This window comes from Stenotrophomonas sp. 71799_Sma (assembly GCF_056482505.1).
In genome coordinates, this window is sequence record NZ_CM151202.1 from 3,932,555 (window position 1) to 3,957,191 (window position 24,637).

General features: G+C 67.2%; 20 protein-coding genes. 4 read left to right on the plus strand and 16 right to left on the minus strand.

The features are described 5' to 3' along the window. Positions 1-4: 4 nt before the first annotated feature. Positions 5-805: an MBL fold metallo-hydrolase gene (locus tag ACZK4Z_RS18240; RefSeq protein ID WP_125894133.1), complete on the plus strand. Its 801-nt coding sequence runs from the start codon at positions 5-7 to the stop codon at positions 803-805. Between the two features lie 57 nt (positions 806-862). Here ACZK4Z_RS18240 and ACZK4Z_RS18245 read toward each other — a convergent pair whose 3' ends face one another. From ACZK4Z_RS18245 to ACZK4Z_RS18255, 3 genes are read right to left on the minus strand one after another with little or no spacing between them, the layout of a single operon-like run. Beyond that, a complete protein-coding gene (locus tag ACZK4Z_RS18245) occupies positions 863-1,426 on the minus strand; it encodes a hypothetical protein (protein ID WP_125894131.1) in 564 nt (187 codons plus the stop codon). Next, entirely contained in the window at positions 1,423-2,625 is a 1,203-nt protein-coding gene (locus tag ACZK4Z_RS18250) for a M56 family metallopeptidase (protein ID WP_125894129.1), read from the minus strand. The genes ACZK4Z_RS18245 and ACZK4Z_RS18250 overlap by 4 nt, the downstream gene beginning before the upstream one ends. Beyond that, positions 2,618-2,983 carry a BlaI/MecI/CopY family transcriptional regulator gene (locus ACZK4Z_RS18255; protein WP_125894127.1) on the minus strand — a complete coding sequence of 122 codons (366 nt, stop codon included), beginning with the start codon at positions 2,981-2,983 and terminating at the stop codon, positions 2,618-2,620. The genes ACZK4Z_RS18250 and ACZK4Z_RS18255 overlap by 8 nt, the downstream gene beginning before the upstream one ends. Positions 2,984-3,101: 118 nt before the next feature. Here ACZK4Z_RS18255 and ACZK4Z_RS18260 point away from each other — a divergent pair, with 118 nt between their 5' ends. After that, positions 3,102-3,659, plus strand: coding sequence for a flavin reductase family protein (locus ACZK4Z_RS18260; protein WP_125894125.1), 558 nt, complete (start codon positions 3,102-3,104; stop codon positions 3,657-3,659). Between the two features lie 34 nt (positions 3,660-3,693). Further along, positions 3,694-5,646, plus strand: coding sequence for an acetyl-CoA hydrolase/transferase C-terminal domain-containing protein (locus ACZK4Z_RS18265; RefSeq protein WP_125894123.1), 1,953 nt, complete (start codon positions 3,694-3,696; stop codon positions 5,644-5,646). A gap of 126 nt (positions 5,647-5,772) precedes the next feature. On the opposite strand, the gene tkt is transcribed toward ACZK4Z_RS18265, so the two are convergent. From tkt to ACZK4Z_RS18330, 13 genes are all read right to left on the minus strand, one after another. After that, positions 5,773-7,770: a transketolase gene (tkt, locus tag ACZK4Z_RS18270; protein WP_049461813.1), complete on the minus strand. Its 1,998-nt coding sequence runs from the start codon at positions 7,768-7,770 to the stop codon at positions 5,773-5,775. A gap of 341 nt (positions 7,771-8,111) precedes the next feature. Continuing rightward, on the minus strand, positions 8,112-9,431 hold the full coding sequence (locus ACZK4Z_RS18275; protein ID WP_049400752.1) for a dicarboxylate/amino acid:cation symporter: 1,320 nt from the start codon (positions 9,429-9,431) through the stop codon (positions 8,112-8,114). Positions 9,432-9,488: 57 nt separating this feature from the next. Continuing rightward, entirely contained in the window at positions 9,489-11,204 is a 1,716-nt protein-coding gene (locus ACZK4Z_RS18280) for a BatD family protein (RefSeq protein WP_478450973.1), read from the minus strand. Continuing rightward, on the minus strand, positions 11,201-13,039 hold the full coding sequence (locus tag ACZK4Z_RS18285; protein ID WP_478450974.1) for a tetratricopeptide repeat protein: 1,839 nt from the start codon (positions 13,037-13,039) through the stop codon (positions 11,201-11,203). Before ACZK4Z_RS18285 ends, ACZK4Z_RS18280 begins: the two co-directional genes overlap by 4 nt. Next, positions 13,036-14,040, minus strand: a complete 1,005-nt coding sequence (locus ACZK4Z_RS18290) for a vWA domain-containing protein (RefSeq protein ID WP_197616969.1) — start codon at positions 14,038-14,040, stop codon at positions 13,036-13,038. Before ACZK4Z_RS18290 ends, ACZK4Z_RS18285 begins: the two co-directional genes overlap by 4 nt. Beyond that, a complete protein-coding gene (locus ACZK4Z_RS18295) occupies positions 14,037-14,486 on the minus strand; it encodes a DUF4381 family protein (protein ID WP_180838616.1) in 450 nt (149 codons plus the stop codon). Before ACZK4Z_RS18295 ends, ACZK4Z_RS18290 begins: the two co-directional genes overlap by 4 nt. Next, positions 14,483-15,412: a DUF58 domain-containing protein gene (locus tag ACZK4Z_RS18300; RefSeq protein ID WP_478450975.1), complete on the minus strand. Its 930-nt coding sequence runs from the start codon at positions 15,410-15,412 to the stop codon at positions 14,483-14,485. Before ACZK4Z_RS18300 ends, ACZK4Z_RS18295 begins: the two co-directional genes overlap by 4 nt. Before the next feature lie 8 nt (positions 15,413-15,420). Then, positions 15,421-16,446, minus strand: coding sequence for an AAA family ATPase (locus tag ACZK4Z_RS18305; protein ID WP_125894113.1), 1,026 nt, complete (start codon positions 16,444-16,446; stop codon positions 15,421-15,423). Positions 16,447-16,642: 196 nt separating this feature from the next. Continuing rightward, positions 16,643-18,616, minus strand: coding sequence for a type IV pilus secretin PilQ (locus ACZK4Z_RS18310; protein WP_049422631.1), 1,974 nt, complete (start codon positions 18,614-18,616; stop codon positions 16,643-16,645). A gap of 21 nt (positions 18,617-18,637) precedes the next feature. Further along, a complete protein-coding gene (locus ACZK4Z_RS18315) occupies positions 18,638-19,144 on the minus strand; it encodes a pilus assembly protein PilP (protein WP_010484064.1) in 507 nt (168 codons plus the stop codon). Between the two features lie 26 nt (positions 19,145-19,170). Beyond that, positions 19,171-19,827: a type IV pilus inner membrane component PilO gene (locus tag ACZK4Z_RS18320; RefSeq protein ID WP_049400744.1), complete on the minus strand. Its 657-nt coding sequence runs from the start codon at positions 19,825-19,827 to the stop codon at positions 19,171-19,173. Further along, positions 19,824-20,693: a PilN domain-containing protein gene (locus ACZK4Z_RS18325; protein WP_125894111.1), complete on the minus strand. Its 870-nt coding sequence runs from the start codon at positions 20,691-20,693 to the stop codon at positions 19,824-19,826. Before ACZK4Z_RS18325 ends, ACZK4Z_RS18320 begins: the two co-directional genes overlap by 4 nt. Further along, positions 20,693-21,751, minus strand: a complete 1,059-nt coding sequence (locus ACZK4Z_RS18330) for a pilus assembly protein PilM (RefSeq protein WP_010484061.1) — start codon at positions 21,749-21,751, stop codon at positions 20,693-20,695. Before ACZK4Z_RS18330 ends, ACZK4Z_RS18325 begins: the two co-directional genes overlap by 1 nt. Before the next feature lie 219 nt (positions 21,752-21,970). Here ACZK4Z_RS18330 and ACZK4Z_RS18335 point away from each other — a divergent pair, with 219 nt between their 5' ends. Further along, a complete protein-coding gene (locus ACZK4Z_RS18335; RefSeq protein WP_071229171.1) occupies positions 21,971-24,394 on the plus strand; it encodes a penicillin-binding protein 1A in 2,424 nt (807 codons plus the stop codon). Positions 24,395-24,637: the final 243 nt, after the last annotated feature.

Here is a 24,637-nt window from a genome sequence, read left to right on the forward strand (position 1 = left end):
TCCAATGTCAGTCCAGGTGCAGTCGTTCTTCCACCGTGACAGCAATACCTTCAGCTATCTGGTCAGTGATCCGGCCAGCGGCGAGGCAGCGCTGATCGACCCGGTCCTGGACTACGACCCGGATACCGATGCCAGCAGTGAAGCGCCGCTGCATGCCGCGTTGCAGGCCATCGAACAACAGGGCCTGCAGCTGCGCTGGCTGCTGGAAACCCATGCCCACGCCGACCATGTGTCAGCTGGGCGCCGCCTGAAGGAGCGCTTCCCGCAGGCCACGCTGGCCATCGGCGAAGGCATCCGCGCGGTGCAGGCCACCTTCGCACCGCGCTATGGGCTGCAGCTTCCGGCGGCCGATGACATCTTCGATCACCTGTTCAGCGATGGCGAAACCTTTGCTCTGGGCGAACTGCGCTGTCAGGTGATCGCCGTGCCCGGCCATACCAGCGACAGCATCGCCTACCTGATCGACGATGCGCTGTTCACCGGTGACTCGCTGTTCATGCCCGACGGCGGTACCGCCCGCTGCGACTTCCCGGGTGGCGATGCCGCGCAGTTGTACCGTTCGATCCAGCGCCTGCTGGCGCTGCCCGATGCGACGCGCGTGTTCGTCTGCCACGACTACGGTCCGGGTGGTCGTGCATTCGCCAACGAAACCACCATCGGCGAACAGCGCGCACACAACATCCACGTGCATGACGGCGTGGCCGAGGCGGAGTTCGTCAGCGTACGCCAGGCACGCGATGCGACGCTGGAAGAACCCAAGCTGATGCAGCCCGCGGTGAAGGCCAACATCCAGGGCGGGGCCTGATCCACGCCGCTGCGCTCGCCGGGCATGGCCCGGCGCTGCCCCGGTCATCGCAAGCGGTCATTTTCCCTGCGTACGCACCACGTGCTGTCCCTTCACGATCTCGAAGGTGAAGGCATACTGCAGGGTGACCGCCACCGGCTCGACGCGCTCGGCGCCGCGACAGTCGCCACGGTCGGCAGGCACCTTGCCAGCCGCGAAGTGGCAGACCGCTGCGGACGAGTACTTCCACATCGCCACGGCTTCCTGCGCCGCCTGCAGCAGGGGCGCATTCTCGCCTGCAGCACCTGCCGCGCACTCAGGGCGATCGGTCAGCGGCACGCTGCGTTCGACACTGCCCTGTGCATCAACCACCACCTGCAGGCAGATGGTGGTCGGTGCCAGCTCCGCACGCGGGTCACGATCACCGACCTCCGGATCCGGCGCCGCGTACAACTGCGGCATCCGGTAGCCCTCGCTCGCGCCCAGCGAATAGGCCTGCAGCTGCCCACTGCCGCCACCGGTCTGCGGCTGCAGGCGCTGAAGGCCGACATTCTCGCTGCGGGTATCAACGGTGGTCAGGCGATCCTGGGTCGCGCACCCTGCCAACAGCGCCGCCATCATCAACAGCGGCGCGGACTTCACTGGGAGTCCTCGGTGTTGTCCATGGCATAGGTGATCGGAATCTTCACAGCCCCTGCAACGGGCTTTCCGTTCTTCATCGCCGGACGATAGGTCCAGCTCCGCGCAGCGGCGATCGACACCGCATCGAACACACCCGGATTGCTTGCACTGAGCACCTGGACGTCAGTCGGATGGCCGTTGGCATCCACGTCCACGCGCAGGTTCACCACGCCCACCTGGCGCTGTTCGATGGCGGACTTCGGATAGGACGGTGGCGGCATCTTGTCGACCTCTATCTCCCGATCCATGGCGGCCCCTGTCTGGCCGTCTGCGGCTGCACCGCCCTGGCTGGCCCACGCCACCGCTCCCATTCCCAGACACAACCCGACCACCAGAACTTGCCCCGACACCCACGGCAATGCCTTCCGCTTGGACTGCTTCAACATGGCGATACGCTCCTTCAACACGGGTTGGCTGCGCCAATGGCAGACCGCTGGCGCAACCGGATGGACCAGCTGCGCCTTCAGCAGCGTGCTGGCGTAGAGACCGCGCAGCGCAGGCTGCGGGGCAATGGTGCGGGCATCGCAGGCCAGTTCCTGGTCCCGCAGGAAGCGGCGTGCAGCCCATGGCAGAAGCGGATGGAACCAGAACACCGCGCGTGCCATCAGCAGCGCCCCATTGGCCCAGTGATCGCCATTGCGACGGTGGCTGCGCTCGTGCTGCAGGATCAGGCCCTGCTCCTGTGCGGTGAACTGCTGGTCGAAGTCCGGGCCTACCACGATGCGCGGACGCCACAGGCCGACCAGCGCGGGCAGGCCCGGGTCGGCGCTGGCCTGCCAGCTGCCATCGGCGCGTGCACACAGTTGGCCCATGCCACGTTCAAAGCGCCGCTGCGCACGTAGATCGCGTAGCAGACAAAGGACCGCCCCCAGCATCCATGCCAGCAGCAACAGCCCGGCCCACGGCAACGACTGCCCTGCCATGCCTTCGACGGCGCCGGGTACCACTTTCAGCGGCAGCGTCGGCACATGCTCCAGAAGTGCCACCTGCGGCAACGGCAGCATCAGTGCCAGCAGCAGCAACGGCAGCAACCACCAGCTGCGGTAGGCCAGACCAGCGCCCCCCAATCGCACCAGCAGCGGCCGCAGCACCGCCAGCACGACCACGCCCACCGCCAGCCACAGGCTGGCCTGCCACAGCCCATCGAGCAGCTCAGTCATGGTCCAGCTCCTGGATCAGTTTCTTCAGTTCGGCGATGTCCTGCGCACTCAACTGGCCGCGTTCGCTGAAGTGCGCAACCAACGGCGCAACGCGCCCTTCGAAGACACGACCAATGAAGTCCTGGCTCTGCGCCTCCACCCAGGCCTGCCGCTGCAGCAGCGGCCGGTACAGGTAGCGCCGGCCATCGCGCTCGGCAGTAATCGCGCCCTTGGTCAGCAGGCGGTTGAGCAGGGTCTTGATGGTCGGCTCGGCCCAGTCACGGTGCGCCAGTGCGGCGACCACGTCATCGGCGCTACGCGGTGCCTGCTGCCATAGCACCTCCATCACAAAGGCTTCGGCTTCGCTGATCGGGGTCATGGTTTACATCCGTAATCGATAACCCGATTACGCGCGTAATCGAATCGTCTGTCAAGCCCCTCGACTCCAGGTTCATCCCGGCTGCGCCAGCATCGATTCCTCCCGCCCCAGGCCCCGGATGAAAGCGCTGCCCAAGAAGGAATTCCCGGTCGAGCAGGCCCGCCGCTTCCTCGAACCCGGCCCGATCGTGCTGGTCAGCACGGCGTGGCGCGGCCAGCGCAACCTGATGACGATGGGCTGGCACATGGTGATGGGCTTCTCGCCCTCGCTGGTCGCCACCTACCTGTGGCACGAGAACCACAGCCATGCACTGGCGCGCGGCAGCGGCGAGTGCGTGATCAACGTGCCGGGGGTGGAACTGCTCGATACCGTGGTGGACATCGGCAACTGCAGCGGCCGCGAGGTCGACAAGTTCGCCCGTTTCGAGCTTGATGCGCTGCCGGCGCGCGAGGTCGGTGCACCGCTGGTCGGGCAATGCCATTCGTGCTTCGAATGCCGCCTCTACGACGATAGCCAAGTGGAATCGAGCAACCTGTTCATCTGGGAAATCGTGCGGGCCCATGTTGCACCACGCCCAAAGCTGCCGCGCACGGTGCATTACCGGGGCGATGGGCAGTTCATGGTGTCTGGCGCCGAAGTCTCGCGTCGACGGCGGTTCAAGCCCGACATGCTGTAATGCCCGCACTCCCCCACACGCAGGACCACCGCGCATGACCGAACACCTCACCGACCTGGACGCCGCCGTCGATTGGTTGTTCGCGCGCGTGGACGGGCCGCTGCGGATCGGGGCACCGCTGGCACTGGGCAAGCCGCATCGGCTGCTCAATGCCCTTTACGCACGCGTCGAGCACGATCCGTCGCGGCCACTGCAGCTGTATACCGCGCTGTCGCTGAACCCGCCGAAGGCGCGCGGCAACGGCCTGGAAGCGCGCTTCATGGCGCCGTTCGCGCAGCGCCATTTCGGCGACGATTTCCCGCGCCTGGCCTATGCCGATGCGATCGCGCGCGACGCGTTGCCGGCACATGTGCAGGTGGAAGAGTTCTACATGCAGTCCGGCGCCCTGCTCGGCTCGCGGCAGGCGCAGTCCAGCTATACCAGCCTGAACTACACCCACGCCGCCGATGCGGTGGCGCAGCGCGCGCCGCAGGTGATCGTGCAGAAGGTGGCGATGCGGCCGAACGACCGCCGGCTCTCGCTGTCGTGCAACAACGACATCACCCAGGACACGCTGGATGCGATGACCGCGCGCGGGCTGCCTCGCCCGCTGCTGATCGCCGAGATCGATCCGCAGCTACCCTACCTGGGTGGCTCGGCCACGGTCGATGTGTCGTTCTTCGATCTGGTGATCACCCCGCCACCACCGTACCCGGCGTTGTTCGGCCTGCCGCGGCAGCCGGTCGGCGATGCCGACTACGCGATCGGCCTGTATGCCAGCACGCTGGTGCGCGACGGCGGCACCCTGCAGATCGGCATCGGCACGCTGGCCGACGCGCTCAGCCATGCGCTGGTGCTGCGCCACACCGACAACGCGCGCTACCGCCGCGTGCTGCACGCGCTGGATCCACAGCTGGCCAGCCACCCGCTGGTTCAGGAGATCGGCGGCGTCGACCCGTTCGAGGTCGGCCTGTATGGCTGCAGCGAAATGCTCAACGAGGGCTTCCGCCGGCTGGTGCAGACCGGCGTGATCAAGCGCAAGGTGCACGACGATCTGGCGCTGATGCAGCGCATCGAGAACGGCAGCACCCTGTCCATCGACCACGCCACCCTGGCTGCCGAGGGCGAGTATCTGCATGGCGCCTTCTACCTGGGCTCGCCGGAGTTCTACGAGTGGTTGCGCACGCTGCCGGAAGACGAATGCCGTGCGATCGGCATGCGCCGCATCAGCGAGATCAACCAGCTGTACGGTGGCAACGAGACACTGGAACGCCTGCAGCGCCGGCACGCGCGCTTCTTCAACTCCTGCATGATGGCCACCGCGCTGGGCGCGGCGGTGTCGGATGCGCTGGATGATGGACGTGTGGTGTCCGGCGTGGGTGGCCAGTACAACTTCGTGGCGATGGCACATGCGCTGCCGGAAGCGCGCAGCGTGCTGATGTTCCGCGCCGCGCGCGATGACAAGGGCCAGCGCGAATCCAACGTGCGCTGGAACTACGGGCACACCACCATCCCACGCCACCTGCGCGACATCTACCTCAACGAATACGGCATCGCCGACCTGCGCGGCCTGACCGACGAGGACTGCGTGCATGCGATGACTGCAATCACCGAGGCCCCGTTCCAGGGCGGCCTGCTGCAGCAGGCACACGCCTCGCGCAAGCTGCTGGCGGCCACGCAACCGGATCCGGAGCGCCAGCAGCGCAACACGCCGCAGGCACTGTCCGCGGCACTGGCACCGTTCCGCGTCGATGGCAGCCTGCCCGACTATCCGTTGGGCAGCGACTTCAACGAGATCGAGCAGGTGCTGGTGAAAGCGCTGGGCTGGCTGAAGGCCAACACGCAGACCCGCGGCGACAAACTGCGTACCGTCTGGGCAGCGCTGCGGCAACCGGCTGGCGACGGCGATGCGGTGTACCTGCAGCGCATGGGCCTGCAGGCACCCAAGGATTTCGCCGAACGCCTGGACGCGCGACTGCTGCGCCTCGCACTGGCACGCACCGCCTGAAAAAAGGGGACGGAGGGGATCAAGTCGTTTGTGCAAAAACGACTTGATCCCCTCCGTCCCCTTTTCTCTCGAGCAAAGAAAAGGCCGGCGTGCGCCGGCCTTTCCCTTCCTGCTTCGCGAGGCTGCTTACAGCGCCTTGGCCGCTTCCACCACGTGGGCGGTGGTGATGCCGAAGTGCTTGTACAGCTGGTCGGCGGGGGCCGAGGCACCGAAGGTGTCGATGCCGATCACCGCACCGTCCAGGCCGACGAACTGGCGCCAGAAACCGGTGACGCCGGCTTCCACCGCAACGCGCTTGCGCACGGCGTTCGGCAGTACCGATTCACGGTAGGCCGCATCCTGGCGCAGGAACACGTCGGTGGACGGCATCGAGACCACGCGGGTCTTGAGGCCAGCCGCGTCCAGCTGGGCCTTGGCTTCGGTCGCCAGCGAAACTTCCGAACCTGTGGCGATCAGGATCACGTCCGGGGTACCGGCGGCATCGGCCAGCACGTAGCCACCGCGCTCGATCTGGGCGATCTGCTCGGCGTCGCGCGGCTGGTGCGGCAGGTTCTGGCGGCTGAACACCAGGCAGCTCGGACCATCCTGACGGGTGATCGCAGCCTTCCAGCTCACCGCCGACTCGACCGCATCGCACGGACGCCACACGTCGTTGTTCGGGATGTAGCGCAGCGAGGCCAGGTGCTCCACCGGCTGGTGGGTCGGGCCGTCTTCGCCCAGGCCGATCGAGTCGTGGGTGTATACGTGGATGGCGTGGGCCGGGATCAGCGCGCTCATGCGCACGCCGTTGCGGGCGTAATCGCTGAACACCAGGAAGGTGGCGTCGAACGGAATGAAGCCGCCGTGCAGGGCCAGGCCGTTGGCAATGGCGGTCATGCCGAACTCGCGCACGCCGTAGTACACGTAGTTGGCGTTGGCGTCGTCGCTGGCAACCGACTTGCTGCCCTTCCACAGGGTCAGGTTGGAGTGCGCCAGGTCGGCCGAGCCGCCGACGATTTCCGGCAGCAGCGGGGCGTAGGCTTCGATGGCCAGCTGCGAGGCCTTGCGCGAAGCGATCGTCGGGCCTTCAGCGGCCACCTGGGCGATGTAGGCATCGGCCTTGGCAACGAAGTCGGCCGGCAGCTCGCCGTGCGAACGGCGGGTCAGCTCGGACGCTTCAGCCGGGTACTGGCTGGCGTACTTGTCGAACAGCTGTTCCCACTCGGCCTGGCGCAGGGTGCCAGCGCCATTGGCGCGCCAGCCGTCGTAGATCGCCTGCGGGATCTCGAACGGACCGTATTCCCAGCCCAGCTGCTTGCGGGTGGCTTCCAGTTCGTCCTTGCCCAGCGGTGCGCCGTGGCTGGATTCCTTGCCCGCCTTGTTCGGCGAACCGAAACCAATGGTGGTGCGGCAGCAGATCAGGGTCGGCTTGTCGCTCTGCGACAGCGCGGCCTCGATGCCGGCCTTGATGCTTTCCGGGTCGTGGCCATCGACATCGCGCACGACGTTCCAGCCATAGGCCTCGAAACGCTCCGGGGTATTGTCGGTGAACCAGCCCTCGACGTTGCCGTCGATGGAGATGTGGTTGTTGTCCCAGAAGCAGACCAGCTTGTGCAGGCCCCAGGTGCCGGCCAGCGACGCCGCTTCATGCGACACGCCTTCCATCAGGCAGCCATCGCCCATGAACACCCAGGTGCGGTGGTCGACCACTTCCAGCTCCGGGCGGTTGAAGCGCTGTGCCAGCAGCTTCTCGGCCAGGGCGAAGCCCACGGCATTGGCGAAACCCTGGCCCAGCGGGCCGGTGGTGGTTTCCACGCCCGGGGTCTCGTGGCGTTCCGGGTGACCGGCGGTGTGGCTGCCCAGCTGGCGGAACAGCTTCAGCTGCTCGATCGGCAGGTCGTAACCGCTCAGGTGCAGCAGCGCGTACTGCAGCATCGAACCGTGGCCGTTGGACAGCACGAAACGGTCGCGGTTGAACCAGTGCGGGTTGCTCGGGTTATGGCGGAGATAGTCGTTCCAGAGGACTTCGGCGATGTCGGCCATGCCCATGGGCATGCCGGGGTGGCCGGACTTTGCGGTTTCAACCGCATCGGCGGCAAGGAAGCGGATGGCGTTGGCCAACTGGCGACGGGTAGGCTGCGTCATGGTTCTGTCGGAATCGGGAGGCGGCCGCGGACGTGCGGGCGGCCTATTGTCCCATAGTCGCCGGGCGGGGGGTCGGTTCACCTTGCCCGGTCGTGCCGGCCGCTGGCCGGCAGTTGCGCAGAATTCAATGAAGATCATGAAGTTGCCGGCCAGCGGCCGGCACTACCCGCTCCCGGAGTTCGGGGGCTGCGCCATAGGCGCCGGGGTGTGGAGGCCGGTAAGGGGGGGGGGCCCGCGATTCGCATCGCGAAACGTGGGAGCGGCAGCGCGCATGCGATGACGCGTACCCGGCCAGCGGCCGGCACTACCCGTCCCCGGAGTCCGGGGACGGGAATCCGGACTCAGTCCTGCTGCGGGCCCAGCGCCGGGCCATCGTGCGATTCGCCCTTGGCCACCAGGGTGGTCAGGGCCAGGTCGCCGGTCACGTTCAGCGCGGTACGGCACATGTCCAGGAAGTGGTTCACGCCCAGGATCAGGCCGATGCCCAACGGGTTCACGCCCACCATCGCGCAGATCATCGCCACCACCGGCAGCGAGCCTGACGGCACGCCGGCCGTGCCGATGCCACCGAGGATGCAGACCGCCATCACCATGATCTGCTGGCCGATGCTCAGGTCCACGCCGAAGAACTGGGCCAGGAAGATCACCGTCACGCCCTCGAACAGCGCGGTGCCGTTCTGGTTGGCGGTGGCGCCCACGGTCAGCACGAAGCGCGACACGCGCTGCGGCAGGCCCATCTGGTCGGCCACGCGCAGCGCGGTCGGCAGGGTGGCGTTGCTGGAGGCGGTGGAGAACGCCATCACCGTCGCTTCCTGGGTATCGCGGAAGAACGACAGCGGCGAACGACCGGACAGCCATACGGCCGTACCGTAGCTCACCACCATGTGCAGGCCGAGTGCCAGCACCACCACGCCCACGTAGGCACCGAGGCGGACGATCAGCTCGAAGCCGAACAGCGCGGCCAGGTTGAACATGAAGCAGGCCACCGCATACGGGGCCAGGCGGATGACCAGGTTGATCAGGGTCATCGAAATTTCGAACACGCCTTCGATGGCGCGGCGCAGCGGCGCGACCTTCTCGTTGTCGGTCAGCACCATGCCGATGCCGAACATCAGCGCGAAGAACATCAGCGACAGGATCGCGCCGTTGTCAGACGCGGCCTGCAGCACGTTGCTCGGCACGATCGACAGCAGCATGTCCATGCCCTTCGGCGTGCCGTGGATGCCCGCGACAATCTCCTTGCTGCGCTCGGCGTTCTCCGACAGCATCATCGCAGCGACCTGCGGGTCGACGCCGACACCCGGCTTGAGCAGGTTCACCAGCACCAGCCCGATGCCCACGGCAATGCCGGACAGCAGCACGGTATAGGCCAGGGTCTTCCAGCCGATGCGGCCAAGGGCGCGGATGTCGCCCATCTCCGACACACCCATGATCAGCGCCGAGAAGATCAGCGGCACGATCAGCATGAAGATCAGGTTGAGGAACAGGCCCGAAGCCGGGGTGGTGATGTAGTCCATTACCCACTTGGCACCGGCCTGCAGACCATCGACGCTGCCGCCCAGGGCGTGCACGATCAGTCCCAGGATCAGGCCGATCGCAAAGCCGATGCCCATCTTCCAATGCAGGGGCAACTTCTTCTTGTCGGCAGCAGCTGCTGTCATGCGCGGGTTTCCTCGAAAAATGAATGCACTCTAACAAAGCGCGCAAGCGGCGCCGGTTCAGGTTCGCCGCGGCGGATACAGCGGCGCCAGGCCAGTGTCAGCGGTCTTTGCTGCCGCCGACCAGTGCGGTCCGTCACGGAAGACCTCGCGCAGGCGCGTGCGCAGCGGCGCAAGATCACCCTGCCCGCCCCATCGGGCCTGCTGCAGTTCCTGCAGCACCTGGCGCTGGGCCGGGTCATCGAGCCGCGTGATGACCTGCTCGATACGTTCGACACCGGCCATCGCACACAGCTGCGCTTCCACCTGATCAAACCCTTCACCATCCAGCGCGCGGCGCAGTTCGGCCACGCCGGCACGTCCAGTCGCCACAGCCGGCACAGCGCCCTTGGCCGCCACGGGTGCCGCCACGCGCGGGCGACGGCCTCGCTGCCAGCCCCACAACAGCGTCAACAGCCACAGCAACGCCAGGCCGATGGCGGCGCCCATCCACGGCCACGGACGCTCGGACAAACCACTGGCGCGCGGATCGGTCGCCGCGATACGGCTGTCCTGGCCATCGCCATCCGGCAGCGCCGCATCGGTGTCGATCGGCGGCAGCGGTGCAGGTGACGCACTGCCAGCCCCGTTACCGGCCACCACGGCCAGCGTCAGGTCCGGCAGCTTCGCTTCCTGTGCCTTGCCATTGCGCACGTCCCACCACGGCAGGCGCGGCCCCGGCACCACCAGCGAACCCGGCTGGCGCGGCACGATCGAATAGCGGCGGGTGATCTTCAGCCGCGGCGTACTGCCATTGAAGGTCTCTTCGTACTGCGCAGGTTCTGCGAACACCTGCGCCGCGTTGCCGACGTCGGGCACCGGCAGATCGGTGAACTGCGCGCGGGTAGCGCCTTCGGCAATCGCCTCCACCACCACGTTGGCCGCCTCGCCGGTACGGGCGCTGGTCGGTGCACTGGTGTAGCGCAGCTGCAGGCCCTGCAGCGGCAGCCATGGCTGCGGCGCCTGTGCCGGTTGCGCCTGCACCTGCAACGTGCGATCGGCGCCGGTGGCATTCATGCGCCCGTCGCCGCCGCCGAAGAAATCGTCGAAGAAGCCACCGGCACTGCGCCCGCTGAAGCGCGCACCGGCCAGCCGAAGTGCACCGCTGCGCTCGGGGATCAGCAGGAAGCGCCGCTCGACCACGTTGTAGCGGCGGCCGCTGACCTGTCGCACATCGGTGCGGTCATCGCCCACCCGCTGCAACGACGCGCCGGCCGGTGTATCCAGCACCAGTTCGCCGGAGGCCAGCTGCGAGGCGAAATACAACCGCACCACCACGCCTACGCTCTGCTGCACATACGGTGTCTCGTCATCGACAGCGGTTTCGATGAACGCCACCGCATTGCTGTCGGGACCGGCCACGGCAGCGGCATCCACCTGCAGGGTCAACGGTGCGGTGCGTACGCTGCCCACCTGCAGGCCCGGCACCACCAGTGCACCGCTACGCCGTGGCGTGAGTGCCACCCCATACAGATTGCGCTGCTGCATGCTGCCATTGCTCCACGCTACCTGGCGGCTGCTGGTCTGCCCGCTGAGGTCGAAGTCGGTGCGCAACGGTGTGAAGTCAGGGGCGCCCTGGTCGCTCTCGACATTGAGCGTGACCGTGTCACCCATCGCGATGCGGTCGCGGTCCAGCCACGCACGCGGCTGCGCCCAGGCCAGCAGCGGCAGCCACAGCAGCAGCGCCGCCAGTACCTGTCGGGGCCAGTGCCCGTGCATGTTGATCGCCCGCATCATCGCCCTTCCCTCTTCCTGCGTTCGTTTTCCAGCTGGAACTTGGCCCGCAGCAATGCGCCCGGATCATCCGGCACGCGCCGCATCCACGCCTCCACCGCCTGCTGCTCCTCGCGTTGGCGTGGGGTGGTGCCGTCGCTGCCTGGCACGGGCTTGCCATCCTGATCGCCTTTGCCCTCACGTGCCTGCTGAATGGCCTGCTGCATGCGCTGGCGCTGCTGCTCATCAGCCTGGGCCTGCGCTTTGGCATCCTCCACCTGTGGTGGCGCCTGCTGTCCATCGCGGCCTCGCTCGCCGGGCTGCGGGCTCGACTGGTTCTTGTCGTCACCGGGATTGGGCTGGCCCTGCTGACCCGACTGTGGCTGTCCCTGACCGGGATTCTGCTGGCCCTGCTGCGGCTGCTGGCCCTGCGGATTCTGCTGGCCCTGTGAATCGTTCTGCTGCTTCTGCTGCCCGTTCTGCGGTGGCTTCTGCTGATCCTGGCCTTTGCCACCCGACTGCTTGCGCTTGCGCGCGGCATCGACCACGGCACGGTTGGCGACCGCATCGGCCATGCCGGGATGCAGTGCCAGCGCGCGGTCGTAGGCGGCAATGGCTTCGTCGTAGTTGCCCTGGCGGGCCAGCGCATTGGCCAGGTTGTACCAGCCCGCATCGCTGTCGATTCCCTCGAACTGCTTGCGGGCACTGGCGAAATCACCGTTGCGGTAAGCCTGCGCACCTTCGGCCAGACGCTGGTGCTGCACCTGGTCGGCGCGCTTCCACAGCGTGCCCTGCGCCGGCGGTGCGGCAGGCACCGCGGGCGCCTGCGCCTGCACATCACTCATCCATGGCAGCAGGCCCACCGCCAGCACCGCCGCCAGCAGCGCGCGGCGTCGGAAGGCCAACAGCGCCAGCAGCATCACCGGTGGCAGCAACCAGAACCCTTCATCACGCCATTGCTTGCCCTCGCCGGGCCGCTGCGCTGCAGTACCTTCGCGTGCATCAAGTACGCCCAGCGCACGCAGGTCACTGTCATCGGTGGCGATGCGGGCATAGCGGCCTCCGCCTGCGGTCGCCACCGCACGCAGGCTGCCTTCATCCAGCGCGGCCTGGCGGATCTGCCCAGTGCCATCCCGGTACGCCGCACCGGCAGATGTGCCCAGCCCCAGTACCGACACCTGCATGCCGAGGCTGCGCGCCTGCGCTGCGGCCAGTGCCGCTTCATCATCCGCCTGATCGCTGACCAGCAGGATCTGCCCCCGCAATGCCCCGATCTGGCGCATCAACCGCGTCGCCCAGTCGATTCCACGGTCGGCGCGTTGTCCGTCGCGCGGCATCACATCCGGCGACAGCGCGTCCAGATACAGCGCGACGTTGCTGCCGTCGTCGGTCAAAGGTGCCACGGTGTAGGCATCCTCGGCATAGACCACCAGCCCCACCTGCCCCCCCTGGCGGGCACGCAGCAGCTCGCCCACTTTCGCCCGAGCCTGCAGCAGGCGCGACGGCGGCAGATCGGTGGCATTGATCCGGCTGGACAGATCCAGCACGACCAGCAGCGGTGCGCTGGCCTGGAACATCGGTTGTGCCTGCTGCCGCCAACTCGGCCCGGCCATGGCCAGCGCTGCCAGGGTCCAGCCCAGCAGCACGGCCCAGGGCAGGCGTGCACGGCGGCGCGTGCCCGCAGCCAGCAGATGCGGCAACAGGTGGGCATCCACCGCTGTTCGCCACACGTCGCTGCGCCGCTGCCGATACAACGTCACAGCGATGATCAACGGCAGCGCCAGCAACGCCCACAGCCATTCCGGACGCAGGAAGTGCAGCGCGTTCCAGTCGGGAAGATTCGAAGCCAACGCGATCATCGACGGCGCTCCGGCCACAGCCAGGCCAATGCGCCCAGCAGCAACGCCAGGCCCAACGGCCAGGCATAACGCTCTTCGCGCGGACGCAGGCTCGGCCCCTTCGCAGCGATCGGCTCCAGCCGGTCCAGTTCGGCGTAGATGCCGGCCAGCTGTGCAGTGTCGCGGGCGCGGAAGAACTGGCCACCCGTCATGCTGGCAATCTTCTTCAACGTGGCCTCGTCGACCGGATCCTGGTCGGCGGAAATGGGAATACCGAACAGGCGCATGCTGCCATCACCGCCAAAGGCGACGGTGTGGATACGCACGCCCTCGGCACGCGCGACTTCGGCGGCACGCAGCGGTTCCAGCACGCCGGCATTGCTGACGCCGTCGGTCAGCAGAATCAGCACGCGCTGGCCTTCAGGCTGGCTGCGCAGGCGCTTCACCGCCAGGCCGATGGCATCACCGATGGCGGTCTCGCGCCCGGCCAGGCCGACCACGCTGTCGCGCAGCTGGTCGCGCACGCTGGCCAGATCGGCCGTAAGCGGCGTCAGCGTGTAGGCGCGGTCGCCGAAGATCAGCAGGCCGATGCGATCACCGGCACGACGATCAAGGAAATCGGCCAGCACGGCCTTGGCCGCGGTCAGGCGATCCACCGCCTGCCCGCCCAGCACCATGTCGCCCTCGCCCATGCTGCCGGACACGTCCATCGCCAGCATCATCTGCCGGCCCTCCTGCGGCGGCGTGATCGCTTCACCCAGCTGTTGCGGGCGAGCCAGTGCGACGCACAGCGCGCACCAACCCAGCCACAACAGCAGCGTGCGCAGCCACGACACATCAACGCGGCCGCCACCGGCCAGCGCTTCCAGTTCCGTCGCCGCATAGGGCACCCGCAGCGCAGCACCGGGATCGGCACGACGCTTCCACCAGCGCATCAGCAACGGCAACGGCAGCGCCAGCAGGGCCAACGGCCACGCCAGCTGCAGATCCGGCCATGGCCAGTAACTTGCCAGCAGATTCATCGGCGCCGCTCCAGCAGCATGGCCAGATAGCGCTCGCGCGCCCAGCTGCGCAGCGCCGCCACATCGTTGGCGTCCACCCGTGGGCGATAGGCGCCTTCCGCCAGCAGACTGCGACGTGCCGCGGGCAGCGTGCCTTTCGGATCCACGCGCTGCCACCAGGCGTCATCGCGCAGGGATTCACTGCCGGGCTGCGCCTGGCGTGCGGCGCGACGCAGCAGTCCGGCGATGGCTGCCAGTTCCGCAGCAGCATCGGCGGTGGATGCCAGCTCCTGATCGAACAGCTGCAACCAGCGTTGGCGGCGACGGCGACGCCGCCACCAGAAGAAGGCCGCCACCACCAGCAACAGCAGCACCACGCCGCCGATCATCAGATAGCCCGGTGCCGGCGGCCACCATGATGGAGCGGGTGGCACCTGCACATCGCGCAGCGGCAGGTTCGCGCTCATGCCGGCACCTCGGTCGGGGATGGCGCCAGCCAGGCATCACTGGGCGCGTCGGTGGACAGCACCTGCACATCGACGCGGCGCGCTCCCAGCTGGCGCCGCAGGTCCTGCAGCGGTTCAACGAAATGCGCCTGCCAATGGGCCTGGACCTCGCTGCGTCGCAGGTCGAGGCCGACGCGCTGCTGCAGGGTCTGGAACTGCAGCGCGGCCGACGGAGGCTGCAGTTCCAATGGATCCACCAGCAGCACCAGGCTGAGGTCGTGGTGCTGGGCCAGCGCACTCCAGCGCGCCGGCGGAATACAGATGGCCTGCTGCGGATCGGCCAGCACCAGCACACGTGCACCCGGGCGCAGGACGCGACCGGCATGGTCCAGCGCACGTTCCAGGCCAAGGTCATCGGCCGGGGGCTGCGCATACCAGCGGGTGAGCGCGTCCAGCACGCGCAATACGCCGCGCGGGCCGCCTGCCGGTGCAATCGGTGGTTCACGGTCGCTGCCACGCAGGGCGCCGATGCGATCGCCACGACGCTGCGCCGACCACGCGGCGACAGCGCCCGCGCGTGCAGCCTGCACCGATTTGAAGCGCACGCGGGTGCCGAAGTACAGGGCCGGCGAGGTATCGGCCACGATCAGGCTGACCCGCTCGCGTTCGGCCTGGAACAGCTTGGTATGGGCACGTCCGGTACGCGCGGTCACCCGCCAGTCGATATGCCGTGCATCATCACCGGCCACGTACTCGCGTGACTCCGCATATTCCATGCCACGCCCGCGCAGCGGCGACGGCGCCTGCCCGGCGTTGCCGGCGCGGCCACGGCGTGGCGGCGGCGGTCGCTGTGCAAGGCGGCGCAGCGCCACCAGTTCGGACAGTTGCGGGCGCAGCCCGTCACCGTCACTGACGGAGGAGGCGTGGTGCAGGGATGGATCGGTCATGCGCAGGCTCAGGGTGCCGGCACCCGGGCCAGCAGCTCCTGCACCAGGCGCTCACCATCCCAGCCTTCAGCGGTGGCTTCGTAGCTGGGCAGCACGCGATGGCGCAGCACGTCGGCAGCAACCGCACGCACGTCATCGGGGGTGACGAAATCGCGGCCGGCCAGCCAGGCGCGCGCGCGCGCACAGCGTTCCAGCGCGATGGAACCGCGCGGGCTGGCGCCCCATGCAATGCGGCGGCCAAGGCCAGCGTCATAGCGCGACGGATCACGCGAGGCCAGCACCAGCTCGATCAGGTAGCGTTCCAGCGCCGGCGCCATGTGCAGGTCCAGCACTTCGCGGCGGGCATCGAACACATCCTGCATCGGCAGCTTTTCCGGCGCTTGTGCGGCTTCGCCCAACGCACCACGGGCGCGCTCGCGAGCCAGGCGCAGGATCTCCGATTCGGCGGCCTGGTCCGGGTAGCCGATGCGCACATGCATCAGGAAACGGTCCAACTGCGCTTCCGGCAGCGGGAAGGTGCCTTCCTGCTCGATCGGGTTCTGCGTGGCCATCACCAGGAACAGCGGCGGCAGCGCGTAGGTGTGGCGGCCCACGGTGACCTGGCGCTCGCCCATCGCTTCCAGCAGTGCCGACTGCACCTTGGCCGGCGCGCGGTTGATTTCGTCGGCCAGCAGGATCGGATGGAAGATCGGGCCGGGTACGAATTCGAAGCGCCCTTCCTGCGGGCGCCAGATTTCGGTGCCGGTCAGGTCGGCCGGCAGCAGGTCCGGGGTGAACTGCACGCGGGCGAAGTCGGCCTCCAGGCGCGAGGCCAGCGCGCGGATCGCCGTGGTCTTGGCCAGGCCCGGAGCGCCTTCCACCAGCAGGTGGCCATCGGCCAGCAGCGCGATCAGCAGGCGTTCGACCAGCGCGGCCTGGCCGACGATCTCGGCCGACAATGCGTCGCGCAGCTGGCTGAAAGTGGCATGCAGGCGGGAAGTGGCCGGCGCGGACGGCGGCGAGACGGTTTCGGGCATCGGCGGTGGCAGGTTCATGGGGGCCTTTGACCGGCGCGGGACGGCACGGGTTCCCGACATCATCGCAGGGTGCCCTGCGAATGGCATCAAGAACGGCTGAACGACCCATCCACGCATGGCGTGGATCTACTGGACATGGGCGGCGTGGATCTACGGGCGGAAACGCAGAAGGGCCGCGCAGGGCGGCCCTTCTGCGTTTCGCGGAGGCGCGGGCTCAGTTCTGCTTGGCCACGCGCAGCACCTTCGGGGTCACGAACACCAGCAGCTCGGCCTTGTCCTTGTTGCGGCCGCGCTTCTTGAACAGGTTGCCCAGGAACGGCACGTCGCCCAGGAACGGCACCTTGCTGATGCTGCTGCGGTCGGTGAACTCGTACACACCACCGATGACCACGGTCTGCCCATCCTCGACCAGCACCGCGGTGTTGACCTCACGGCGGTTGATCGACGGTACCGTGCCGTAGCCCTGCAGTTCGATCAGGCGGTCAACTTCGTCCTTCTTCACCTGCATGTTGAGGAACACGCGGTTGTCGTTGGTGATGGTCGGGGTCACCCGCAGTTCCAGCACCACTTCCTTGAACTGCACGTTCGGGGTGGAACCGGCGCCACCGGCAGCACCGGTGCCACTGATGGTGACGTAGCCGATTTCCTTGCCCTGCTTGATCATCGCCTCGCGCTGGTTGGTGGTGACCACGCGCGGGTTGGAGATCACCTCACCCCGCGACTCTTCCTGCATGGCCGACAGCTCCACGTCCAGCAGGTAGCCTGCGTTGAGGATCGACAGCGCCAGCGAACCCGGATTGCTGGCCGTAGCCACCGGCAGGTTCCAGTTCAGGCCACGCTTGATGGTCGGGCCGCTGGGAATCGGCGCCGGGCCGACGCTGCCACCGGCCTGCCACTCACGGACCGCCTTGGCGTTGGCCAGTGCGGTATCGACCTGCGACTTGCGGGTTTCCTCGTTGGCAGCGAGGCTGCCGCTGAAGTACACGTTGTCGCGGCTGCCGCTGATGCCGAACTTCGCACCCAGCTCGCGGGCGAAGGTGTCGGTCGCGATGACGATGCGGCTTTCGATCAGCACCTGGTCGACCGGGCGGTCGATCACACTGATCAGCTCGCGCATGCGCGCGATCTTCTTCGGAATGTCGCTGATCATCAGCGTGTTGGTGCGCTCGTCGGCGACGATGCGGCCCCGCCCGGACAGGAAGCCACTCTCCTCCTGCGACGAGCCGCCACCACCGCCATTGCCGCCACCACTGCCACCACCGATGCCCTTGGCCTCGGTCAGCGCTTTGAAGATCTGCGTGGCGCTGTGGTAGTTGATCTGGACGTAATCGGTGACCAGGTCTTCGCGGTTCTCGATGGCGATGCGCGCGTCTTCCTTCTCCTGCTCGAACTTGGCCAGCTCAGCCTGCGGAGCGACCCAGATCACGCTGCCATCGCGACGTTTGTCCAGGCCCTTGGCACGCAGCACGATGTCCAGTGCCTGGTCCCACGGCACGTTGACCAGGCGCAGGGTCACATTGCCCTGTACCGAATCGGAGGCCACCACGTTGAGATTGGATTCCTCGGCGATCAGCTGCAGCACGGTGCGCACCGGCACGTCCTGGAAGTTGAAGGTCACCGGCTTGCCGGTGAAACCGCGCTGGCCGACGGCCTTGGCAGCCTGGGTGACGCTGCCGGCGGTGACTGCACCGACGGCGGCCGGCGCCTGCCGCGGGCTGATCTCCACCACGTATTCGTTGCCGCTCTGGTAGGCCAGTGATTCGACCGCTCCGCCGGTGCTCAGCACCAGCTGGGTACCGGCACCGGACGGCTTGGCGTCGATGCGCTGCACCGGCGTGGCGAAGTCGATGACGTTCATCGGCTTCTGCAGGTTGGCCGGCAGTCGGGCGTTACCGACATCGACCACCACGCTGTTGCCCTGCGTACGCAGGTCCGGAACCGCGCCCTGGCCGTCGAACTGGACGATCAGGCGCCCGGCGCCATCATCGCCGCGCTTGAAATCGATCTTGGCCACCGACAGGCCGGCCGGCGCTGCCGCCGGTGCCACGGTGGCGCCCACCGGCTTTTCCGCCGGTGCGGCGGCCAGCGCCGGAGCGCAGGCCAGCATCAGCGCGACTCCCAACGCGCTGACACGGTTCAAGGTAAAGCGCCGGATGGGACGCAGCCCCTTGGCTTGGTGAAAGGTCATCGTGCTATCCCCAGTAAACGATCATTGATCTTCAAGCGAGAGCGTTGCCGGCCGTTCCAGCCAGCCACCCGCGCCATCCGGCACCAGTTCGATCAGCTCCACGTGGTCTTCGAAGACCGCCGTGACCCGCCCGTCGCTCTGTCCCAGGTAGCCGCCCGGGCGTACCCGGTAGGTCACCTTGTCCGGCCCCATCACCAGCGCCACGGTGGCGGCTCCGGTGCCGATGGTGCCGACCATGTCCAGTGCGTCCAGCGGGAAGCCTTCCAGCGGCTCCTTGCGCCGGTTCGGATCCGGACGCAATCCGCCATTCCCCTGCTGCGGATTGGTCCAGGCATCGGTGAACGGGTCGCGCAGACCCTGTGCGGAGTATTCGAAGGTTTCGAACTGCTGCATCACCGGCAGCGGCTCCAGCGGCTGTGCCGGTCGCGCACGCTCGCCTTCCACCCACTTTTCAAGATTCGGCGCATCACCCGGCGTGCTGGTCACATCGCGGCCGCATGCGGCCAGCATCAGCACGACGGCAGCCATCCCACAACGCGCAAAGAGGGAACGGATCACTTCTTCTCCTCCTTGCCGGCGTCAGCCGCCTGCTGTGCCTGCACCTCGGTCTCATCCAGATAGCGATAGGTCTTGACCGTGCCGGACAGCTCCAGCGCACCACTGCGGGCGTTGCCGCTGGTCTTGTCCTTGGGCTTGAGGTTGATGTCGTGCATGGTCAGGATGACCACGCGCGGCAGCGACGCCACGCCACTGACGAAGGCACCGAACTGGTGGTAACTGCCCACCATGCGCAGCTTGATCGGCTTCTCGGCGTAGAACTCCTTGACCTGCTCCTGTTCCGGCTCGAACAGCTCGTTGGTCAGGCCGCTGGACAGCGCGGTCTGCGAGATGTCGATGATCAGGTCCGGCATTTCGGTCTTGCTGGGCAGCTGCCGCAGCATCTGCTGCAGCACCTGTTCCATCTGTGCCAGCTGCTGCTTCAGCGGCGCCAGGTTCACCGCACGCTCCTGCTGCTTGGTGAACTCCGAACGCAGCTCGACTTCCTTCGATTCCAGGCCGGCCAGTTCCTCGCGCTTGCCACTGATCAGCAGCATCCACGCCACGAACATGATCACCAGCGCCAACAGCGAGCAGAAGACGATCTTGGCCTTCTGCGGCCAGTTGCCGATGTCGTTGAAATCCAGGTTCTTCAGATCGATTTTCTGGCTCATGCGCGATCCCCCTGCAGCGGGGCGTTGAAGGCCTGCGGCGGCTGCGCCAGGCGGCTGCCCTCGGGCTTCGGCGCAGGCTTTGCAGCCGGGGCTGCCGGCTGGTTCGGCGTGGCCGGGGCCGGGGTGGCAGCAGGTGCGTTGACCGGCGCGGCGGCGGGTGCGGGTGCAGCCGGTGCAGCAGGTGCCGCTGCATCCGGGCCGGCTGCAAGCGGTGCCACTGTGGGCGGAGCCGGCGCTGCCACCGAACCATCGGCGTTGAGGCCTGGCGTACCGGCCACTTCCTCACTCTGTGCCGGCAGCTTCACCTTGACCACGAACACATAGGGCAGCGCCTTGATGTCGGCCAGCGGGCCCACCTTGCCGTCCTTGTCCTTCTCGGGATCACGCGCTTCGATGATCGACAGTTCCGGGTTGGTCATCCAACCGGAGGTCTCCAGGTTGCGCATGTAAGCCGAAACACGGGCATTGGACTGGGTACGGCCTTCCAGGGTCAGCACGTCGCCTTCCTGCTTCAGCGCGGTCAGCACCAGGCCATCGGGAATCGTGCGCACCAGCGCATCGAACAGGTGCACCATCTGCGAGCGCTTGGCCTGCAGTTCCTCGATCACCTTCTTGCGGGCCAGCAGGCGTTCCTTCTGCGCGTCGAGGCGGTCGATCTCCTTGTTCTGTTCCTTGACCTTCTCGATCTCGGCTTCCAGATAGGCGTTACGGTCCATCTGGCCGCTCACCTGGCGGTCGTAGTAGAACCAGATCACCAGCGACAGCAGCAGGCCACCGATCGCGGCCATGCCCAGCATTGCGTAGAACTCGCGCTGGCGTTGCTTGCGCCGTTCGGCGCGCCAGGGCAATAGATTGATGCGTGCCATCAGTCGAAGCTCCTCAGCGCCAGACCGGTTGCGATCATCAGCGCGGGGGCATCCTGGGCCAGCGCATGCGCGTTCACCTTCGGCCCCAGGGTCATCTGTGCCAGCGGGTTGGCGACCACGGTCGGCACGCCCAGCTGTTCCTCGACCATTTCCGGCAGACCGCCCAGCACGGCGCAGCCGCCGGCCAGCACGATGTGATCAACGCGGTTGAACTCGCTGCCTGCATAGAAGAACTGCAGCAGGCGGCTGATCTGCTGGACCGTGGCTTCCTTGAACGGCTCCAGCACTTCCATCTCGTAGCTTTCCGGCAGCCCGCCCTGGCGCTTGGCCAGTCCGGCTTCCTCGTAGCTCAGGCCGTAGCGGCGCATGATCTCGTCGGTCAGCTGCTTGCCACCGAACACCTGTTCGCGGCTGTACAGGCTGCGGCCGCCGCGCAGGACATTGAGGGTGGTCATGGTGGCGCCGATGTCGACCAGCGCGACCACACCCTCGATGGATACCGGCAGCTCGCTGGCGACCAGGGCATAGGCGTTCTCGACCGCGAAGGCCTCCACGTCCATCACCTTGGCCTGCAGGCCACCCAGCTCCAGCGCCGACTGGCGCAGTTCCACGTTCTCCGAACGCGACGCGGCCAGCAGCACCTGGACCATCTCCGGGTTGTTCGGGATCGCCCCGATCACCTCGAAGTCCAGGTTCACTTCCTCGATCGGATACGGAATGTAGTTGACCGCTTCCAGCTCGATCTGGGCTTCCATGTCGTTCTCGTCGAGCTCGGCCGGCATCGGGATCACCTTGGTGATCACCGCCGAACCGGCGACGGCGGCAGCGGCCAGCTTGGCCTTGCTCCCCGAGCGGTTCATCGCACGGCGGATGGCCTCACCCACGGCCTCCACTTCCACGATGTTCTTCTCCACCACCGCATTCGGCGGAAGAGGTTCCACAGCGTAATGTTCCACACGAAAACGATTGCCACTGCGGGACAGCTGCAAAAGCTTTACCGCAGTCGAACTGATGTCGACGCCTACAAGCGGCGACTGACTTTTTGGGATGAGCCCCACGGTTTCTCCCCTGCCGACGGGCACTTGGACGCAAGACCTGCGCCCGAGCATTAATAACGTATTCTTAGCAAATGGCAACGGCCCTGCTGTGAAGTCCCTCACGGATTCACCATGCAGCCCCTGACTGTTCCCCTTGCGCTCCCCGGTGCCGACCCCAGCCGCCACCTTGCGTAATCTATACTCTGCGACCACGAAATTCGCAATCGGAATCTGAACCCGATGACTCGACTCCGCCGCTGGCTGCGCTGGATCTTCCTGATTGTCCTGGTCCTGGCGCTGATCGGCGCGGCCGCCGTGGGCGGTCTGTACTACGCCGTGTCCTCCAAGCTTCCCGACGTGCAGACCCTGCGCGACGTGGAAATGCAGGAGCCCATGTACGTCTATGCCGCCGACGGCAAGCTGATGGCGGTGTTCGGCGAGACCCGCCGTACCCCCATCACCATGAAGGACGTGCCCGAGCGCCTGAAGCAGGCGTTCCTGGCCACCGAGGATGCCCGCTTCTACGAGCATGGCGGTGTGGACTACATGGGCATCGGCCGTGCGGTTTGGCTGCTGGCCACCACCAACGACAAGCGCGTGCCGGGTGGCTCCACCATCACCCAGCAGGTGGCCCGCCAGTTCTTCCTCAGTTCCGAGTACAGCTACACCCGCAAGCTGGCCGAGATCCTGCTGGCGCGGAAGATCGAGTCCGAGCTGAGCAAGGACGAGATCTTCGAGCTGTACCTGAACAAGAGTTTCTTCGGCAACCGCGCCTACGGCGTGGCCGCCGCCGCCGAGTTCTACTACGGCAAGAAGCTGAACGAGCTGGACCTGGATGAAATGGCCTCGCTGGCCGGCATCCCCAAGTTCCCGTCTTCGGGCAACCCGATCTCCAACCCGGAACGTGCCCGCCAGCGCCGCGACAACTACGTGCTGCAGCGCATGGCCGACCTGAAGTTCGTCAGCCAGGCCGAGGCCGATGCGGCCAAGGCCGTGCCGATGCACGCCACCGCGCATGAGCCGCCGGTGCAGGTCGATGCCCCCTACGTGGCCGAGCTGGTGCGCCAGGAAATGATCGCCCGCTTCGGCGGCGATGTGGTCAACAAGGGTTACCACGTCACCACCACCATCGATGCCACCCTGCAGACCGCCGCCAACCAGTCGGTGCGCGACGGCCTGCTGCTGTACGACCACCGCCACGGCTGGCACGGCGTGGAGAAGCAGGTGCAGGTGGGTGCCGGCGAAGACGCCGCTGCCCTGGCCGAGCACCTGCGTGGCATGTACGGCCAGGCCGGCCTGCTGCCGGCCATCGTCGCCAGCACCGGTGCCGATGGCAGCGCAACGGTGGTGCTGGCAAACCGCAGCGAGATCGTGCTGCCGGCCGGCGCCGCCAAGTGGACCAACAAGACCCCGGGCAAGCTGGTGCAGCGCGGCGACATCGTGCGCGTGCGCGCCGGTGCCAAGGAAGGTGAGTGGCTGCTGGACCAGATCCCGCGCGGCCAGTCCGCACTGGTCTCGCTGGATGCCCACAACGGCGCACTGAAGGCGCTGGTCGGTGGCTTCAGCTTCTCCGGCAACAAGTTCAACCGCGCCACCCAGGCCCGTCGCCAGCCGGGTTCAAGCTTCAAGCCGTTCGTCTACGCGGCCGCCTTCGACAAGGGCTACAACCCGGCCTCGATCGTGCTCGACGCCCCGGTCGTGTTCCGCGACCGCCGCGGCAAGACCTGGGCCCCGCAGAACGACGGTGGCGGCTTCCGCGGCCCGATGCGCCTGCGTGAGGCGCTGGTGCAGTCGCGCAACCTGGTCTCGGTGCGCCTGCTCGATGGCATGGGCGTGGACTACGCGCGCAAGTACATCAGCGAGTTCGGCTTTGCCGAATCGGAACTGCCGCCGAACCTGTCGATGTCGCTGGGTACCGCCTCGCTGACCCCGTTGTCGGTGGCCCGTGGCTACGCCGTGTTCGCCAACGGCGGCTCGCGCGTGGATACGTGGCTGATCGACCAGGTGAACGACCGCGACGGCAACCTGGTGTTCAAGGAAAACCCGGCACTGGCTTGCCGCGACTGCGCCGGCAGCAGCGACCAGCCGGTCAACCAGGTGGTGGACGGCTTCAACTTCGGTGCCCCGGCCCCGAAGGTGGACCCGGCTGCTGCCGCCAAGGCCGAAGCCAAGACCGAGACCCCGGCCGCGCCGGTCAACCCCGATGCCCGCACCGCCCCGCGCGCGATCGACGCCCGCACCGCCTACCAGCTGGTGTCGATGATGCGCGACGTGGTCCAGCGCGGTACCGGTGCCCAGGCCAAGGTGCTCGGCCGCGAGGACGTGGGCGGCAAGACCGGCTCCACCAACGACCACCGTGACGCCTGGTTCTCCGGCTTCGGCGGCCCGTACGTGACCACCGTGTGGGTGGGCCGCGACGACTTCCGTTCGCTGGGTTACCGCGAATACGGTGGCAAGGCCGCGCTGCCGATCTGGATCGACTACATGCGCACCGCGCTGAAGGACACCCCGATCGCGCAGAACGAACCGCCCAGCGGCATGGTCCAGGCCACCCTCAACGGCGCCACCGAGTGGGTGAAGGTGGAGGACATGGACCGCCTGACCGACTACGACCTGAACCTCAATACCCCGCAGGCCGACGCCGCCGCGTTCGATATCTTCTGAGGAAGGGTGCGGTGGGTGCCGCTCTGGTAGATGCCAACCTTGGTTGGCGCCGATGCGGCTCTGGTAGCTGCCAACCTTGGTTGGCACCGATGCTGCCCTGGTAGCCGCCAACCTCGGTTGGCGCCCCGTGCCGACCAAGGTCGGCATCTACCAAAGCGTGGGTGGGGCCAACCTTGGTCGGCACCGATGCCGCCCCGGCAGATGCCAACCTCGGTTGGCGCCCCGTGCCGACCAAGGTCGGCA